This is a genomic window from Aeribacillus sp. FSL K6-8394 (assembly GCF_038008865.1).
GTDB classification, from domain to species: domain Bacteria; phylum Bacillota; class Bacilli; order Bacillales; family Aeribacillaceae; genus Aeribacillus; species Aeribacillus composti.
In genome coordinates, this window is sequence record NZ_JBBPAA010000001.1 from 2,059,096 (window position 1) to 2,076,363 (window position 17,268).

Here is a 17,268-nt window from a genome sequence, read left to right on the forward strand (position 1 = left end):
AAAATGAAAAGTTGCGCAATCCTAATGTTCACAAATAGTGAACAATCTTTACTTCATTATATAATATGCAATTTTTTCTCACCAATCCAGCGCTATGTCAAAACATTTTGCAAAGTTACTATGAACCTAGTCTCATGCTTTTCCCTTGGTTTTGTTTTTTAGGGAAGCGGCCATTCTTCTGGGCTATAGTATCTATCAAATATGGAAAACCCTTTCCTCTTCTACTTTGCAAATTCTGATTGTATAACGTTTATACCATTCCTTCCTGCCTTTATCCTGCGCCGCTTTATGCAAAGCATTTTCGTTCCAGCGTTTGATATCATCCAATGATTCCCAATATGAAACTGTAATTCCGTACCCATTCTCATTTCTTGCACTCTCTGCTCCTAAAAAACCGGGCTGTTTGGACACCAATTGATCCATTTCCTTTGCCATTTCTTCATAACCATTGTCCCCTTCTGTTCTTTCCGATGTGAAAATCACGGCGTAATACTCGTTTAAACGTTTTGTATAATTCATTTTTCAAGCCCCCTTTCTTATCAAAACGAAAAGTTTCATACTGTTTTATCATATAATGAACAAAAATGAATTCTCAAACTAGTTTTATTTTTTTTAATAATAGATATATAATATCTATAAAATTACTTTGATTTAAGGGAGAAATAAATAATGAAAAGAAATGAACAAGAACAACGGAATCCTCAAGCACTCAGAGATGAAACAATTGTCATCCATGGCGACGATTCTATAACGGACGAAAAAGGAGTCAATCCTGCTATTTACTATTCCGCAACATTCCAGGCACATAGTGCAAGCGAATTTTCTGAAATTGCTGGAACACCTCGTCATCCGCGATATTACACACGTTACGGAAACCCAGTGCATGAACGGGTTCAAAAAATTGTAGCAGATCTTGAAGGAACTGAAACAGCCTTAGTAACCGGCTCTGGTATGGGAGCGATAGCGACAACTATTTTATCGCTTGTAGCAGCAGGCGATCATGTGATTGCCCAAAAAAATCATTATATGAGCACAACGAAAATTATGGATGAGCTGCTGCCGAAATTTGGTGTTGACGTGACGTTCGTTGACCAATCCGACACTTCTGCGTTTGAAAAGGCAATTCGTCCGAATACAAAACTTATTATGGTTGAGACGCCTGCCAATCCTACATTGGTATTGACAGATTTAGCTGCAGTGTGTGATCTTGCCCGCCAGCATGGAATTATCGTTGTCGCAGATAATACGTTTGCTTCCCCTATCAATCAGCGTCCACATGACTTTGGGGTTGATGTTGTTGTCCATAGTGCAACAAAATACATGGGCGGCCATCATGATTTGACAGCTGGCGTAATTTGCACAAACGAGGAATTAGCTGAACGTATTTGGAATACGCATATTTCCATCGGTTCAGTGCTTTCGCCAATGGATGGTTGGCTGTTGCTGAGAGGCTTGCGCACGCTTCCTATGCGAATCGAACGGATTAACGCGAACGCTTTGGCGTTAGCCGAATTTCTTGAGAATCAGCCTCAAGTTGAACGGGTATATTATCCGGGGCTGCCAAGCCATCCGCAGCACGAGCTTGCTAAGCGGCAAATGAAAGGCTTTGGTGCCGTTATTGCCTTTTCCATTAAGGGCGGTTATGCGGAAACACAGCGCTTTGTTTCCGCATTAAAGCTTCCTCCTAACGCTGTAAGCCTTGGCGGAGTCGAGTCTCTCGTTGTACATACAGCAGCGATGTGGGAAGGAACAATGAACGAAGAACAAATGCAGCTTGCAGGAATCCCGGCAAACTTCGTGCGCTTCTCTGTCGGCATAGAACATATCGAAGATTTAAAAGAAGATGTCAGACAAGCTCTGCAAAAAATTTAATGAAGGAATGTGCGGACAATGGCGGGGGCTGTCTAATAAGCCGTTTTATCTGCTTATTGACGCCCCCTTTCATCTTTTTGAAAGTTTATGATTTTTTGTTTTCAATGGAGATTTGACTTTCTGTACAGCCTCAATTAAAAATGCATTTCATTTTAGGAGCTAGTGCTTGCAGAAAAATCTTGATTTTATTAAACATACATCTTGCAATTTGAAACACTCGATATCTATCATTTCTAAATATCACTATTGAACACACTGCCTGAACAAGCTTTGGCAGCTTATGATAAAAAATAACTGCTTCATCAGTTCTATTTAATGGGATGTAAATTTTGCCGTATTAATAGTAAATAAGATTAGTTTCTCCCCATCCTTGGAGCAGATGAGTTATGTCAACACAGCACTCCGCCTCGCTTCTTAAAGTTAAGCTGATTTGTTTTACATACGCACTCCAAGACAGCATGTGTTGTCAATAAATCATCGATATAGAGGCCCGCTTGACAGCTATTTTTTATTTAAAATGATTTTAACTTCCCCACTTGCACGCTTCTCGAAAAAAACAGCATTCCCTTCTCCATGTGATTTCAATCTCTGCCATTCCATTCTAAAGAAAGATGCCCAAAAAAATGAATCGTTCCAAAATTTTCTTCTTCATATCAGAACATATATTCGCATATAATAAAAATAGAACAAATGTTCTTTTTTGTGAGGTGAAAATCATGAACGGTTTGCTGCTGAATGCCAAAAAGTACGGTTTTGCTTTAAAGATGATCTACATGACCGATCAAGGGGTAATAACTGAAAGATTGATTACGGTAAAAGACTTTAACGATAAATACATTCGCGCTTACTGCCACTTTCGAAAAACTTTCCGAACGTTTAAACGATCCAACATTCTTTCAATTGGTCCCATAAAAAAACGAAAAATAGGGTGAAACGAAATGGGTAGATATCACATTATGCTAACATATTTTAAAGGTCGGCAAAGAGTTGTACAGGTCATGGATTTCAGCGGTGCGCAAATGATTACTTTTACAATGGATGAGCTGGAAAATGACGAGATGCCCGTTGAACTAAAGAAATATATTAAAACAATCGAAAAAGAAATAAATGAAGGACGATGGGATTATTGGAAAAGAATTTAAGAAACGGGCATTTACTCAGCCTTTCCGTAAAGAAAATGCTGCCTTATCATTTGAGGAGAAAATGGCAATAGCTAAGCTTCACATTACAGGGAATAATAAATTATATTCCAAACAAATGGATGAAAAACGGTTTTCACGACGAAAGCGTTCAAAATCAACAATAACTGATCAAGGCTCATTCGTAGATCAGCCATGTTTATTGACCGATAAGACGTGAAAAACAAATTAGACAGCTGAAAACAAATTATTTGACTAAATTTGGATAAATTTTTTGCAAACAAATCATTTGAAATCTAAAACAAATTCCTATAAAATTATCTCGAAATAAATATTTTCAAAATAAAAATTTATAAATTTTATTTTTTCACTAAAAACTAAAATTGCACCAAGAGAGGAAGGTTTACGTTGACAAAAGTATTGTACATTACAGCACATCCACTTGATGACACCCAATCTTACAGTTTGGCAGCAGGAAAGGCTTTTATCGAAACCTATAAAGAAGCGAATCCTGACCATGAAGTAATTCACCTTGATTTATATAAAGAATATATTCCCCAAATCGATGCTGATGTATTAAATGGCTGGGGGAAACTGAGATCCGGAAAAAGCTTAGATGAGCTTACTTCCGAGGAAAAAGCGAAAGTTGGACGTCTTTCAGAGCTTTGTGAACAATTTATTGAAGCGGATAAATACGTTTTTGTTACACCTTTATGGAATTTTTCATTTCCGCCTGTCTTGAAAGCATATATTGATGCAGTTGCAGTTGCAGGCAAAACGTTTAAATACACTGAACAAGGATCTGTTGGGTTATTGACTGATAAAAAAGCCCTGCATATTCAAGCGCGTGGAGGCATTTATTCAGAAGGTCCAGCAGCTCAAATGGAAATGGGTCACCGCTATTTGGCTGTTGTGATGCAATTTTTCGGTGTTCCTTCATTTGAAGGCTTGTTTGTAGAAGGACACGCTGCTCAACCTGAAAAGGCAGAGGAAATTAAACAAAACGCAATTGTGAGAGCAAAAGATTTAGCGCATACGTTTTAAGTAAAAAATAAAGAGGCTGATCTTTCATGATATGCTCCCCTTAAGGTAGACAGATTAAAATATAAAACATCTGTTTTACCTTAGGGGGAGTTTTCTATGTATAAGCAATATACTACAGAGTTCAAACTTGAAGTTTTACTTGCATATGAAAACCGAGAATGTACTATTCAAGAGCTTTGTAAAAGGTATCAAATTACTAAATATTCTTTAAGGCAATGGATAAATGAATTTGAGGAATTTGGAATAGAGGGTTTAGAACGTTCAAATTCTTGGAAAGGTTTTAAGGAAGCAGTTGTAAAAGATTATTTATCTGGTGAGTTCTCACAATACGAGATTGTCAGGACATATGGTATTTCAAGTAGATCGGTACTTCAACGATGGATGAAGAAGTATAATAGCCATAGAGATTTACAGGATACGTCGAAGGAAAAACAAACTCTATGGCTAAAGGAAGAAAAACGACTTGCAATGAACGGATACAAATTGTGCTTGATTGGTTAGGGAACGGAAAAGATTATAAAAAAACAGCAGAGACTTATGAAGTTTCTTATCAACAAAGTATATCAATGGGTGAAGAAGTATGAAAATGGTGGAGAAGAAGCGCTGAAAGACAAACGAGGAAGAAAAAAAGAAGAAGCAGAGTTATCTCCAGAAGAAAAAATGAAACTGGAGATGAAAAAGTTAGAAAGAGAAAATGAACGCTTACGTGCGGAGAATCTATTTTTAAGAAAGTTAGAGGAAATCGAAAGGAGGCGAAAGCAAACCAAATCCGTTTTGAAGACAAGTATATCGCAATCCGGGAACTTCATGAGAAAGAAAACCTAAGCATAATCTTATTATGTGAAATCGCCGGTATTTCACGAGCTGCTTACTATAAGCGGTTAAAACGTTCGCCTTCCTCCCGAGAACTTCAGAATGAAGAAATCGTAAAAGAGATGAAAGTTCTCCATGAGAAAGTTGACTGTTTTCTGCAAGAAAAAATACAGAGTGTTGCAGTATATCTTTATCAAAATTTTGAATAAATATACAGATATGTGATCTATCCATCAAGGGCTTGACATGGATCCTCTGTTGCCATGATTCTTTAGCCAAGCGCCAGCTTCAACAGTTTTGGCAAAACCAAAAAAGGTTATCATGGCTCCTCCTCCATGTAAAGCCCCATTGCAAATCACTGCATAAGGATTTCACTTTTATTTTGCAAAAAACAAGTTGACGGCATCTATGGTTACCGTCGAATGACGTTGAATATAAATCGAAAGCTTGGTCAGAACTTCAATCATAAAGACTGATGAAAGTTGCCACTATACAATCTGTTATTCGAAAAAAGCAGAAATCTTATAAGCGATCTACTCCTCAACATGTTGCAGAAAATATATTGAATCGTGAATTCACAGCGGAAAAGCCAAATGAAAAATGGGTAGCTGATGTCACAGAATTAAAATATGGTTCATCAAAGAAAGCATTCCAAAGACCGAATTGTAAAAAATTCTTTTCAATTCATGGTATAAATTCGAACTGCATCCCTTAAAAATTCCGCTGCTCCAAGATGTTTTTTATCATAATACGCTTTAAATCTTTTATCTGCTACATACATCTCTGTTACTCCTCTATGAGCTTCCTTCGTATAATGATCCCAAAAATAGCAGAGCCATTGACGATGCAAATCAGCTGCCTTCTGTGCCAGCTCGCTCGCTGGATCTCCAGTTACAAATGCTTTATTCAGTGTATTCAAGACCTCTTCCTCAAGCTGTTTCAGCTGTTCGAACTGCTCTTTTGTCATGTTTTTCAGTTTTTGATTAGATCGATCGACGACTTCGTCTCCATATTTTTCTCTAACTTCATGCCCATATTTTCTTTCATTTTCTTCAATTAATTTTTGTTTAAAAGCTTCAAATTTCTCTTTATCGTTCATCGTGATCCTTCCTTCCTTTGCCGCTATTGTTTTCTCCACATTTGCGATTAATGAATCTAGCTGCCTGCGTTTTGCAAGAAGCTTTTCGCGGTGTTCCTTTAAAGCTTTCATGCTGTCGAAGGATGGTGAATTGATGATTTTTTTAATTGTATCTAAATCAACTCCAAGCTCTCGATAAAAAAGAATTTGCTGCAGTTTATCAACCTCTTTTTCCCCATATATGCGATATCCGGATGAATTGATTTTCGCTGGCATAAGAAGCCCAATTTCATTGTAATATCGCAATGTCCGTGTTGTAACTCCGGTCAATTCTGCTAATTGTTTTACCGTATATTCCATCCTTTCACCTCCTGACAAGATCATCATAAACCTTTACGCAACGTCAATGTACAGAGAAAAATTAATGTTATAATAAACATAATATTGAGAAAATAATATAAGGCTGTGATCACTTAGTGTTTTTACAAAAAAATATCCTCAATGCTATTTCTTATGTTAAACCCAAATTAACCGGCGCCGGATTCTCGCTGTTTATTTTTTTTACTGTTTTTTTCATTGCAGCTGATTTTGACTTGTATGGAGTTTCAAAAGATTTGAATAACCCTTTTCTTTGGAGCATTTTTTACGGATACGGAATAATTTGTTCTATTTTTATTGACCTGCTGGCTGTGAAAATTCCTAAAATCACTGGAACCATTAAAATTGCCTTTTACGTTTTGGCAGGATATCTCATTTTTTTGCCTTTCGGATGGATGATGGTGATTGTTGGCGGAACAGTCGGAGCTCTTTGTTCATTAGTTTTTTATTTTGGAACATACATGGCGCGAAAAAACGTATTTTTTAAATATATTTTTGCAATCTGTGCTCCGTTTATTTTGTGTATTATTTTAAACACGGATTTTACTGTAAAAAAAGATTGGCGCGAATGGAAAAGGAATTCAAGCTATATCGCACTTTTCGACTATTTCCACGGAGAACACGCCATTCCGATTTATGCGGAAAAAGGTCAAACGATTACGTTTTCCGTTAAAATTCAAAACAATAACGGAGGCGGACATGGTTTTCATGTATTGAACAAAGACGGCGACGTTGTCGCCATGAAAGAAGTCGACGAAAGCACATATCAAATCAAAGCGGCAGAAAAAAGCATCTACCATATCATCGTCACAGGCGACAAGCTGAAAGGAAGCTTTACAGTTACTTGGGATGTAAATGAATAATAGAATCCTGCAGCTGCGATTAAATGAAACAAAACAAACGGTGAATACGTATGAAAACATCGATAATGGAAAACGGAGGTTTTCTCTGTGGAGAAAAAAAAGAAAATTGAAAATGTTCTTTTGACACTTTCAATTATTGGGCTTTCAGCAATGTTCATTTACGTCATTTTCATTTGGGAGCATTTGCCGGATACTATACCACGGCATTTCAATTTCAAAGGCGAACCGGATGGATTCGGCGGAAAAGGCTTCATTCTTGTTCTGCCTTTTACAGGACTAGGAATATTTATCTTGACAACATTATTGTCCCGCATTCCCGACGCATTTTATTATCAGTACAATGCTACAAAAGAACAAAAAAAGCTTCTTTATAATCAAGGAAGGATTTACATCCGTTTATTGCAAGCAGAAATAGTTTATTTCTTTTTATTCGGGGTCTGGCGAACTGCTCAAGTTGCACTCGGAAAAGCAGATGGTCTTGGAGTCTATCCGCTTTATATTTTCTTAATTGTCATATTAGGGACATCGATTTATTTTGCTTTCCGCACAAACAAAGTCCTGAAAGAAACGAGGTGACTCTGTTCGATAATCATCTGGTTCCTTTCATCAGCTGCGCATCACATAACGTGGAAGATCCGTATTTCCCGTACATAGACGAAAAGCTGCCCTTTATGGTGGATTTCATGAGCCATCGCAGTTTGAAATCATTGCAATCCAGACATTTTCGAATTAAAAATTTTGGAAAGATCGACTTGGCGCTAAAGATCCTCATTCATCACGGATTCTAACAGACTTTTTGTACTTTCGATATATATTTCTGCCAGTTTTTTTAAGTCTTTTTCCATCTCTTTCAATTTTTTGACAAATGCATCCGGATTTCACTGTTTTTGCAAATCGATAACATTTGAAACACAAGATCTTTCACAGGCATCGATGTCGGCGCAGGCTTATAGTTATAATGCTCTTGTTTCATTTTATCATCCGTTCTATGTCACATTTCGATGAGCCAAAAAGTACTGAACAAACCGATTCGTACGAATCATAGGTATCCCTTTATATAAGAATCCCGAAGAGACCATCTCCTCGGGATTTTACAAAAATTATTTTTCGACGGCTACATCTTCATTTATTAACTCAGATTGTTTTTTCTCTTTATAATAGACTGAATGCTGCTCTTGAATGAACAATACTGCTAAACCGCCAAGCACTGCTGCACTGGCAATAGCTGCAAAATTATATTGCGGCTGTAAATTTAATGAAAGTAAAATCCCAACAAATGTAGGGGCAACTATTCCGCCTAAACGGCCAAATGCCATTGTACTTCCTACAGCTGTTGAACGCATATTAGTAGGATAATATTGAGAAACGAATGCGTTCGCCATATTTTGAACCCCGACGGATGCTGCACCAATAACAGAAATCAGGGCAAAAGCGATGAATGTACTGTTGGCAAAACCGATTAAAGATAGTGCAATGGCTCCACAGAAAAACAATGGAACAAGCACTTTTTTAAAGCCTAGCCGGTCAACTATAGGGCCGAAAACAACTGTTCCGACAATCGCTCCAATTTGCATGACAGCAGTAAATGCAAGGCTTGAGCTTAAATCATAGCCAACTTCCATCATAAGGCGCGGCAGCCATGTATTCATGGAATAAATCAATACAAATGCGCTAAAGCAGGAAATCCAGAACATAACGGTGCTGAATGCACGTTTTTCCTCAAACAAACTGACAATAGGCGATCCCGCTTCTTTCACTTTTTCCTTTTTTTCAAATTCCCCATCGCTGCTAATTCCCGGCTCAATTTTGGCAAGAATTTTTTTAGCTTCTTCTTCCTTTCCTTTTTCCAAAAGAAAGTCGATGGATTCTGGAACACTTTTCAACAAGAAAGGAATGAACAATAAAGGAATCCCGCCTACCCAATATACTGACTCCCATCCAACTGTAGGAAGGAGCTGCCTGCTTGTAAGCGCTGCTAGAATAGCTCCTGCAGAATAACCGCAAAAAATGAATGAAACAATTGCTGTGCGAACCCGTCGCGGTGAATATTCAGTTGCTATTGCAACGACATTAGGCATAACTCCGCCCAGACCAACACCTGCAATGACGCGAAAGATCGTAAATAAGACAGGATTTGCTGCAAAACCTGCGAGCAGCGTGAAAAAGCTAAACAAGAACGTAGTCAACAAAATAATATTTTTTCGCCCTATTTTATCCGATAGCAATCCAAACAAAACAGCACCGATTGCTGTTCCGACAACTGTATAGCTGCCAATAGCCCCGGCAGTGACATCCGAAATTCCCCATTCCTTAATAAGCAGCGGGACAGAAGCACCGTAAATGACAACATCAAATCCGTCAAACATAATAACGATAAATAACCAGAAAATCAGCCAAATATGGAATGAATGAATGCGGCTGTTGTCAATTACGTTCATTGGGTTAATCCGTTTCATATTATGATAGACCTCCTCATCAAAAATTTTTTGTATTTCACATTTTAAGTAAGCGTTTGCAATTTATCTGAAACACCTCTCTTTTACTTAATATTTTGAATTATCTTTAAGTTGATTGTAGCATCTCATTATCATAATTGTTATCTACTTATTGTAGAAAAAAACACATTCATTTTCCTAAATTATGTGGTCAAATCTGCAGAAAAGAAGATTGACAAATACTCTTCTATTTCTCACTCTGACTGCTAGCGGACCAAATTGGTTTTCGTCTTCCATTACGATTTTCCCGGCATTGGGAAAAGGTGAAGACAAAAAGATTATGATCAGCGGATACCCTTAAAATACAAAAAGCCGGCACTCAAAATGCCGACTCAATATGAAAATTCGTCACATTTTCTCGTATGGGGGTTATGTTTGTATCGTTTAATTTTTAATAAGCATTTCAAACGATAAAAATGATTCACATGCTTTCCATTTTATTCTTTTTATCAGGAAGCGATTCGTAAAAACGCTCTTTCCACCACTTTCGTATTTTTTTCATGTTCCATTCCGTTCCAGTTTCCTTTAAAGATTGAATACGCCAATACATTGGCGGGTGGATCATAAATTGAAATTCTAGAAATCTGAAAAACCATGAATCCCGCTCAATCGATGAATTTTTTTCTTCATTACTTAAATTGTAGCGTTCTGCTTTGTATGTCAACTCATCTTGTTTTACAGCTAAAGCAGTTAAACCGTCTGCCATTTGATCATTTCCGTTGTCAAGCCATATAGCCCCTAAATGATCTGCCCGCACTTCCATCCATTGCAAAAGAAGAGACTGGATAAGAGGAAGGAATAAAATAAGAACAAAAACAATGTAAAAAAGAAGAGACTCATTTCTTAGTAGAAAAGAATGGTATAACCAGTAAATAAATAAAACAATTACTAAAAGCGCAAGTATACGTATAATTTGACCGATCATGACATCCCGTTTTTTTACATGCACAGCTTCATGAGCAAAAACCGCTTCGATTGCTTCCAACGGAAGCTTTAACGTTTCCGACGTTAATACGATCATTGATCGACCGATGTTTGCCCCAGCTGCAAAACCGTTTAATTCATTCGCCTCTGTTTGAAAAACTTTCACATCAGAAATTCCAGCCCGACTTAGCACTTTGTCTGCAACAGCTAAAACATTTGGATCATCTATCTCTTTCACGTCTAATGCAATTTTTAATAATCGATCAGAAATGTAAAGATTAAATATCCAAAAAACAATGACCGCAATCGTGATCGCCCAAATAGGAACCTTTAGCAGTGATAAGATAACAGTCAATGTCGTGTAGGCGCCGACTCCTTTGACGGAAATGGCAAAGTACATTTTGCCGAGAAGTCTTTTTATATTTTTTTTATGATAAAATGGAAGCACTTCAACTTGTGCAATTTCCGACGGTAGTTCCTTTTCTTCCCGGCTTTCAATGGTCGTAAGCCAAGAAGTGTTTTTAGCATTAAAATAGACAGTTTCGCCTGAAAATACTAGCTTTAATGTTTTTCCCATACTTGTCGTGAAATCTTCATTTGTTGAAAACATCGTAAATAATGGGAATAATTTAAGTACATCAACATTTGACTCGAGCTTTGCTTCTGAAAGTTCTGAAAGCGGATATCGTTTCGCTGTGATGTTCGATAATATGTAAATACAATTTGTTTCTTTACTGAAATACACTTCAAGGTTTCGATAAAGAACAGCTTTTTTTAACAATTGACAAATCATTACAACATTCGTATATAACAAAATAAGAGACCAAACAGAATCGTATGAATTGAAAACAAAATATAAGACAGATAGACCAATGAATGTCATCGCAAATGCCGCATCAATCCAAACCCGACTCGAATGTTTATTGAGTTCAATCTTTTCAATTTCCACTCTGTTTGCTTCATTTTTTATTTTTTCGTAACCCGATTCATGGGAAAACGTGATTAAACACATAAGAAAAGAGTATCCAAAGCTAGACATCGCTCTAATTGTAAAACCTAATTCATATGCTATAAATAAATAGACTGCAAGAACAGATAACAGTACGATTTCTATCACCAATAACGGAAAAAAGGATATCCGCTTTTTCAACCAAACATGCAAAAAACCAGCTAACACTCCTCCAAGCATAATCAATACCAACGCCCAGATCATGAGCACACCCCGTTTTTTTTATATTCCTTACATATGTATTAACGTTTTTTTCCTATAAAAGTTTCTAAAAAATTGAATTCCTCGCTTCACCAATTCAACAGCAGGGGCTTCCTAAGAACGCCAGCAATCTTTTTATATACTAAAAAAATTGCAATGGCTTGACATTAAGGCGATTTTCGTCCATTTTTTAAAGACTCGTTGGATTGGCCGGGAATGGGAGCGATCTGTAATTCAAATAAAACAAAAAAATCATTTTGATTGCACCTTCCTGCCACGCTTGTTGCCATTATTCAGAGCCTGTAATATCTCTGAAGTGTAACGGCAAGCTGAAGCCTTTATTAAAAAATCGCACATTATCGGCATCACCGGAAAAAAGTCATTCAGCATAACGCTAAAACTGTCAATTAATTAGGATGCCATACTCCCTATACGGAAGTTGTCTTGCTCATGCTCGATATGTTCCGAGAAAGCTTACTCACTCGCACATTATTTAATTGCAGCTATTCTATTAAAAATCCCTATCAGAATGGACAGTCTAATGTCTTGGACCCCAAAGCATGATGGAAACTCCAATTAAACAAATACCTGCTCCGATCCAATCGTAAATATCAGGAGTTTTTTTATCGACCCACCATCCCCACAAAACAGAAAGAATAATAAACACGCCGCCATAAGCGGCATATACTCTACCGAATGTAGGAAAGTTTTGCAAAGTAGGGATCAGCCCATATAGAACCAAGATCATACTGCCAATAACTCCGTACAAGTAGTGTTTTCCTTCACGTATCCATAGCCAGACTAAGTACCCTCCGCCAATTTCAGCTAAACCAGCAAGAATAAATAAAATAATGGCGTAAATCATATTTCACCACTTTCCTATCGCAATTTAACACTATAGAAGGCCATAGCTTCCAGACTGCCTTCCATTTCAAAAGCTCTCTTTTCAATCAGCTTTCTTAGCCGATATTCCAAGAATTCATCTCCTACATATTGGTCTAGATGCCCCAGTACTTCACCGATTAGTCTAACTGATTTTATAAAATCCTTCGTCTTCATTTCGTTATGCAGCTTTTTCGCTCTGTTTATTATGAAAAGATCATAATAATCTTCCGAAACGCTGTGTATCGTTCCGTTTTGCCAAATTCGCAATACTTCGCGAGTATTTGCAAGAGCGAGCCATTCCTTTTCAAAATTCTCTCTTTCATGCTGGGAAAGAGGCGGTTCATTTTTACTTTGTTCATATATGAATCGAAGCTTTTCAGGAGGAATTTCACCTGTATCCAAAACAGTATATTTTTCTTTTCGTTTCTTAAAAAGCTCGCCATATACCTTTGTCGTGTTGATGAGGAAGATGTCATTATTTTTATTCTTCAATAGATATAAAACAAATCGCAATCCGGTCTGTTCATGAGCGTTGTCAGAAATCCATATCATAATAGGTGATCCTTCTGGAATTGCTGTTATTTCATTGACTGTTTTTTGAAAGTTTTGTTCATACTCATGAAACTCATTGTATGCATCCGTCAAATTATTTTTTATCCAATTACATCTCGCTTCTTTTCCAATGTCTTCATGCAGTCTCCAGATCGGACCCACCGAGAATGTTTCCCAAAAAGAAATGACGCGCTCTTTTTTCTCCACATCTAAATCCCTTAAGACCATTTTTAAACTCCCCGAAGGTGAAGCGCCAAGCAGAATATGTATCATTTATAATCTTCCTTCCGCTATCTTATTACTTTATCCTAATCTTTCAAAGTCTTTACGTAAACACGATTTTTTCAGCTTTTTCGACTTTAAGAGGTATTTCATATCAGAAAAATTGTCATATGAAAGCTGAATATGAAAATAGTTTATATACTCAAGTATGGCAAAAACATAAATAAATCCCGCTATGTACAATCCTGTTGCAGGTACCGACGGATACCATCTGACTAGATCGACAAAAAACATGAAAGGCGAAATAATGATAAACAGTGTATTCCATTTCTTTATATTTTTTAATCGATGGACGATATAAGCAGGAGTTATGGCAGTATTTTCTTTTTTTAATCGCTTCCATTTTGCAAACCAATACACACTACCCTGAAATAAGAGAAACTCTAACAGAAAAAACGAAATCCAAAAAGAGTACAGCGAATATAAATGCAAATGGGCAAAGACTTTATTCCAAATGAAACTAATGATAAAAAAAATGACTGCTGCCATTGCCTCCCCAGTATATAAATAGAAAAATCTCTTCTCCAATTTTCCCCTCAAGTGCATCACCTAGTTCCTTCGTCTCGGATGGCTGATTAATCGTTAAGGATGTAAATACGGTATAGCACCATTTTCATACGTCTCAGCTCTTGTTTTGTTTCACTAGATGCTGTATTCATTGATATTTAACGGAGAAACTTTATGTGCTTTTCGCACCGAACAATCCTAATTTTCCATTGCCAACATCTAGGACACAACTTGAATCGCAGTGTTTAAAAATTGACTAAGGTACTTTATTTTCTAATAAAAAATGGGTTAAAACTCTGAATTGATTCATTGCCCTTTTCCACGAAAATGTTTTACCATTTTTTTACTTCACCTATTTTTTGATTGAACGATCAAGAGCCTTCTCTTCAAACTATTTATTGGCAAATAATTTAAATTGCAACAATTTTACAATGAGAAGTGAGCAAAACATTATTTTGGATCCACGAACATATTCTCGTTCTAAATAAAGTAGGAGTTTATATCAAGAGGCTATATGTTTTATCACATTCCTAAAGAAAATATAAAACTTGTGTTTCATTTTATTGATCCTGAAAAACCACGGCCCTACCGAAGAAAGGCCCAAGCAACGTTTGTCGTTTCTGTTATGGAAACATCGGAAAAATCCGAAAACATACACAAATCAGCCTATCCGTATTTAATCAGGTCTTTAGCAAATCATTTAATGTATATCTTACATAACGATAATGAAACAACAGATATTTATTTTCTTACACCTGAACAAGGTTTTTATAAATTGGAGTATAGAAAAGGAGAAGAAGCAACATTTTTTAAACAAATTTTTGAAAGATTGGAACCGCTCGCAGCTTCGCAGTTAGTCATTGACAATAATTTTTATGATGATCTTCCGGAAGAGATGTGGAACGGAGATGAGATTACGAGATCATTAAGCGAATCCGGAAAAAAGCTTGACCGCATGAATTTACTTCCCGCCCCATTTCCATTGGAGGAATACCTTACACCTCGTGATCTCCGTCATCTAAAAAAACTTTACGGATTAGGAGGTCTAAGCTATGGAAACCTCAGTGCCAGACGGGACAGTGAAAGCTTTTGGATGAGTGCAAGCGGAATTAACAAAGCAGATATGAAAACAGTTGGTGAAGATTTTCTCTTAATAAGTGGATACGATCCTGATAAAAATGCCATGAAAGTAAGCGTTCCTCCGAATATAACACCAAAAAGGGCATCTGTCGACGCTATTGAGCACTGGATGATTTATAAAGAGCACCCGGAGGTAGGAGCGATTGTACATGTTCATGCTTGGATGGACGGCATAAAGGCTACAGAGATTAACTATCCTTGTGGAACAATTGAACTTGCAAAAACGGTGGCTGAACTTGTCCGAGCTTCAAAAGAGCCTTCTAAAGCTATTATTGGTCTTAAAAACCATGGACTAACCATAACTGGCACTGATTTAGATGACATCTTTGAACGTATCGAAGGCAAAATTATCCCTCAAGTACCGATGTCTTAACGTATTTACATGTTTTTGAACCAACGGAATTTTTATGGAATGATAAAGGCTCATGAAAAAATTTGGATAGAGAGAGGGGATTTAACCTTACTTATTTGTTTGTATATATTTTCAAGCATCGGCAAATCCCCTGCAACTTTCTCCCTGCTTGCCAAACGGTGCACGCGTTTTTCGCATTGCATCCATCTATTGAAGCTTCAGCTTGTCCGCACCGTTTTCTCCCTACTCTGTTTAAATGTTTATTCTGGTTTTACCAAAATTTTCACTTGGTCTTTTTCTTTTATCAGCGTTTCAAATCCTTCTGCTACTATATCATCTAGCTTAATTCGTTTCGTAACGAGTTTTTCTGCTTGGAAGTAGCCTCGTTTCATTAATTCCATTACAGCAGGGAAGATATCACGGTATGCAATAATTCCTTTTACGTTTCTTTCTTTTAATACGATATTATTTGGCTGAATGCCCGCTTCTTTTTCCCATATGCTAACGATGACTGTTTCTCCTTCAAATGCAGTGCTGTCAATAGCTTGTTGTAAAACAGCCGGTATTCCCGTTACTTCAAACGCAACGTCGACTCCGCCATCGGTTAATTCATGAAGCTTTTGAACCGGATCTTCCTCTATTGGATTGATGACAGATGTAGCACCGAGTTCTTTCGCTTTTTGCAAACGTTCTTTGGAAACTTCTACAGCATAAATTTCTGAAGCGCCAGCTGCTTTTAATGCTTCAATCACAAGAAGACCTATAGGACCTGTTCCAAACACAGCGGCTTTATCGCCAGGTTTGATTTTGCTTAATCTAACAGCATGCAAGGCTACAGCCGCAGGCTCCACCAATGCTCCTTGTTCATAAGAAAGACCTTCAGGCATTTTATGCACCATATGCTCATCAACGACAGTATACTCAGAGAATCCGCCGCCGCCACCGGATAAACCGTGGAATCCTAAAGATTCGCAAAGATTGTACTTACCTTTTTTACAAGCTGGGCATTCTCCACAGCGAAGAATAGGTTCTACAACGACAGAATCCCCAACCTTTACTTTTGTAACGCCTTCTCCAACTTCAACTACTTGACCAGAAAATTCGTGGCCCATGATAATAGGCGCCACATCTTTACTGACAGGATGAGGCTCTTGAACAGGAACAAAAATTGGACCTGCCGCATATTCGTGTAAATCGCTTCCGCAAATTCCTGCCCATTCTACTTTAATTTTTACTTTTCCTTTCCCTGCTTTCGGTTCTTCTACTTCCTCTACTCGAATGTCTCTAGCGTTGTGCCATCTTGCTGCTTTCATTTCATTTCCCCTCCCAAATTTTATAATCGCTTTCATTGTATCATTATTTAGTCCTATTTTTATCATATCGAAAAAATTCGAAATTATTTTATAAAAGAAATTGCTTATTTTGTGATTGGCTCTTTTTCAAACTATGATATGTACAAGCTTCATGGAACAGGGGCATATTTGTCATGCGGCAATTACTACCATGATCATGAGGTCAGCTTAAGCCTTAAATTACAAAAATATCTCATTATAAAAGTCAGCCCTCTTCTTTCAAATGTTCTATTTGCCAAATGCCTCTTTACCTGAATTTAGTGATATTTGATCAATCATATAGGTTTCTGCCAACTGTCTGCAGCATGAACACACTGTTATGAGGGCAAGCACATTTTTCACAGGTTTTAGGGTTTGCAAATTCCCTTCCTTACCGGATCAT

16 protein-coding genes and 2 pseudogenes are annotated in these 17,268 nt (G+C 37.2%); 9 read left to right on the plus strand and 9 right to left on the minus strand.

Annotation, left to right across the window (positions count from 1 at the left end; all coding sequences use genetic code 11):
* Window positions 1-195: 195 nt before the first annotated feature.
* Window positions 196-519, minus strand: coding sequence for an antibiotic biosynthesis monooxygenase family protein (locus NSR00_RS09800; RefSeq protein WP_340788385.1), 324 nt, complete (start codon window positions 517-519; stop codon window positions 196-198).
* A 150-nt stretch (window positions 520-669) separates the two neighbouring features.
* On the opposite strand from NSR00_RS09800, the gene NSR00_RS09805 reads away from it, so the two are divergent.
* The 6 genes from NSR00_RS09805 (at window position 670) to NSR00_RS09830 (ending at window position 4,880) form a co-directional block, all read left to right on the plus strand.
* Window positions 670-1,872, plus strand: a complete 1,203-nt coding sequence (locus tag NSR00_RS09805; RefSeq protein WP_375338759.1) for a trans-sulfuration enzyme family protein — start codon at window positions 670-672, stop codon at window positions 1,870-1,872.
* A 716-nt stretch (window positions 1,873-2,588) separates the two neighbouring features.
* Window positions 2,589-2,804, plus strand: a complete 216-nt coding sequence (locus NSR00_RS09810) for a hypothetical protein (RefSeq protein ID WP_063386281.1) — start codon at window positions 2,589-2,591, stop codon at window positions 2,802-2,804.
* Window positions 2,805-2,810: 6 nt separating this feature from the next.
* Entirely contained in the window at window positions 2,811-3,014 is a 204-nt protein-coding gene (locus tag NSR00_RS09815; RefSeq protein ID WP_063386282.1) for a hypothetical protein, read from the plus strand.
* 405 nt (window positions 3,015-3,419) lie between these two features.
* Window positions 3,420-4,055 (plus strand): FMN-dependent NADH-azoreductase, encoded by a 636-nt coding sequence (locus tag NSR00_RS09820; RefSeq protein ID WP_340788388.1) that lies wholly within the window; start codon window positions 3,420-3,422, stop codon window positions 4,053-4,055.
* Between the two features lie 96 nt (window positions 4,056-4,151).
* A complete protein-coding gene (locus NSR00_RS09825) occupies window positions 4,152-4,556 on the plus strand; it encodes a transposase (RefSeq protein WP_340788391.1) in 405 nt (134 codons plus the stop codon).
* 36 nt (window positions 4,557-4,592) lie between these two features.
* Complete coding sequence (locus NSR00_RS09830; RefSeq protein ID WP_340788393.1) at window positions 4,593-4,880, plus strand: helix-turn-helix domain-containing protein; 288 nt, start codon at window positions 4,593-4,595, stop codon at window positions 4,878-4,880.
* Window positions 4,881-5,547: 667 nt separating this feature from the next.
* Here the strand turns inward: NSR00_RS09830 and NSR00_RS09840 are convergent.
* A complete protein-coding gene (locus tag NSR00_RS09840) occupies window positions 5,548-6,306 on the minus strand; it encodes a MerR family transcriptional regulator (protein ID WP_340788396.1) in 759 nt (252 codons plus the stop codon).
* Window positions 6,307-6,560: 254 nt separating this feature from the next.
* Between NSR00_RS09840 and NSR00_RS09845 the strand changes: the two genes are divergently transcribed.
* Window positions 6,561-7,187: a hypothetical protein gene (locus NSR00_RS09845; RefSeq protein ID WP_130157412.1), complete on the plus strand. Its 627-nt coding sequence runs from the start codon at window positions 6,561-6,563 to the stop codon at window positions 7,185-7,187.
* Between the two features lie 87 nt (window positions 7,188-7,274).
* Entirely contained in the window at window positions 7,275-7,763 is a 489-nt protein-coding gene (locus NSR00_RS09850) for a DUF1648 domain-containing protein (RefSeq protein WP_063388359.1), read from the plus strand.
* A 41-nt stretch (window positions 7,764-7,804) separates the two neighbouring features.
* On the opposite strand, the pseudogene NSR00_RS09855 reads toward NSR00_RS09850, so the two are convergent.
* The 6 genes and pseudogenes from NSR00_RS09855 to NSR00_RS09880 form a co-directional block, all read right to left on the minus strand.
* Window positions 7,805-7,882 (minus strand): annotated as a pseudogene (locus NSR00_RS09855) (DinB family protein); the annotation flags it as partial.
* Between the two features lie 405 nt (window positions 7,883-8,287).
* Window positions 8,288-9,643: an MFS transporter gene (locus NSR00_RS09860; RefSeq protein ID WP_063388360.1), complete on the minus strand. Its 1,356-nt coding sequence runs from the start codon at window positions 9,641-9,643 to the stop codon at window positions 8,288-8,290.
* Between the two features lie 460 nt (window positions 9,644-10,103).
* Window positions 10,104-11,819, minus strand: a complete 1,716-nt coding sequence (locus NSR00_RS09865; RefSeq protein WP_340788402.1) for a M56 family metallopeptidase — start codon at window positions 11,817-11,819, stop codon at window positions 10,104-10,106.
* 535 nt (window positions 11,820-12,354) lie between these two features.
* Window positions 12,355-12,681 carry a YnfA family protein gene (locus NSR00_RS09870; RefSeq protein WP_044895977.1) on the minus strand — a complete coding sequence of 109 codons (327 nt, stop codon included), beginning with the start codon at window positions 12,679-12,681 and terminating at the stop codon, window positions 12,355-12,357.
* A 14-nt stretch (window positions 12,682-12,695) separates the two neighbouring features.
* Window positions 12,696-13,526: a DUF1835 domain-containing protein gene (locus NSR00_RS09875; protein ID WP_340788409.1), complete on the minus strand. Its 831-nt coding sequence runs from the start codon at window positions 13,524-13,526 to the stop codon at window positions 12,696-12,698.
* Between the two features lie 30 nt (window positions 13,527-13,556).
* Window positions 13,557-14,075 (minus strand): general stress protein, encoded by a 519-nt coding sequence (locus tag NSR00_RS09880; RefSeq protein WP_144598223.1) that lies wholly within the window; start codon window positions 14,073-14,075, stop codon window positions 13,557-13,559.
* Between the two features lie 460 nt (window positions 14,076-14,535).
* Here NSR00_RS09880 and NSR00_RS09885 point away from each other — a divergent pair.
* Window positions 14,536-15,555, plus strand: a pseudogene (locus NSR00_RS09885) (class II aldolase/adducin family protein); the annotation flags it as partial.
* A gap of 239 nt (window positions 15,556-15,794) precedes the next feature.
* On the opposite strand, the gene NSR00_RS09890 reads toward NSR00_RS09885, so the two are convergent.
* On the minus strand, window positions 15,795-16,847 hold the full coding sequence (locus NSR00_RS09890) for a 2,3-butanediol dehydrogenase (RefSeq protein WP_340788411.1): 1,053 nt from the start codon (window positions 16,845-16,847) through the stop codon (window positions 15,795-15,797).
* Window positions 16,848-17,268 lie beyond the last annotated feature (421 nt).

Excerpts from the sequence above, each read along its gene's own strand:
- NSR00_RS09800 (WP_340788385.1), bottom strand. The coding sequence starts at position 519 with ATGAATTATACAAAACGTTTAAACGAGTATTACGCCGTGATTTTCACA.
- NSR00_RS09805 (WP_375338759.1), top strand. The coding sequence starts at position 670 with ATGAAAAGAAATGAACAAGAACAACGGAATCCTCAAGCACTCAGAGAT.
- NSR00_RS09810 (WP_063386281.1), top strand. The coding sequence starts at position 2,589 with ATGAACGGTTTGCTGCTGAATGCCAAAAAGTACGGTTTTGCTTTAAAG.
- NSR00_RS09815 (WP_063386282.1), top strand. The coding sequence starts at position 2,811 with ATGGGTAGATATCACATTATGCTAACATATTTTAAAGGTCGGCAAAGA.
- NSR00_RS09825 (WP_340788391.1), top strand. The coding sequence starts at position 4,152 with ATGTATAAGCAATATACTACAGAGTTCAAACTTGAAGTTTTACTTGCA.
- NSR00_RS09830 (WP_340788393.1), top strand. The coding sequence starts at position 4,593 with ATGAAGTTTCTTATCAACAAAGTATATCAATGGGTGAAGAAGTATGAA.
- NSR00_RS09840 (WP_340788396.1), bottom strand. The coding sequence starts at position 6,306 with ATGGAATATACGGTAAAACAATTAGCAGAATTGACCGGAGTTACAACA.
- NSR00_RS09860 (WP_063388360.1), bottom strand. The coding sequence starts at position 9,643 with ATGAAACGGATTAACCCAATGAACGTAATTGACAACAGCCGCATTCAT.
- NSR00_RS09865 (WP_340788402.1), bottom strand. The coding sequence starts at position 11,819 with ATGATCTGGGCGTTGGTATTGATTATGCTTGGAGGAGTGTTAGCTGGT.
- NSR00_RS09870 (WP_044895977.1), bottom strand. The coding sequence starts at position 12,681 with ATGATTTACGCCATTATTTTATTTATTCTTGCTGGTTTAGCTGAAATT.
- NSR00_RS09875 (WP_340788409.1), bottom strand. The coding sequence starts at position 13,526 with ATGATACATATTCTGCTTGGCGCTTCACCTTCGGGGAGTTTAAAAATG.
- NSR00_RS09890 (WP_340788411.1), bottom strand. The coding sequence starts at position 16,847 with ATGAAAGCAGCAAGATGGCACAACGCTAGAGACATTCGAGTAGAGGAA.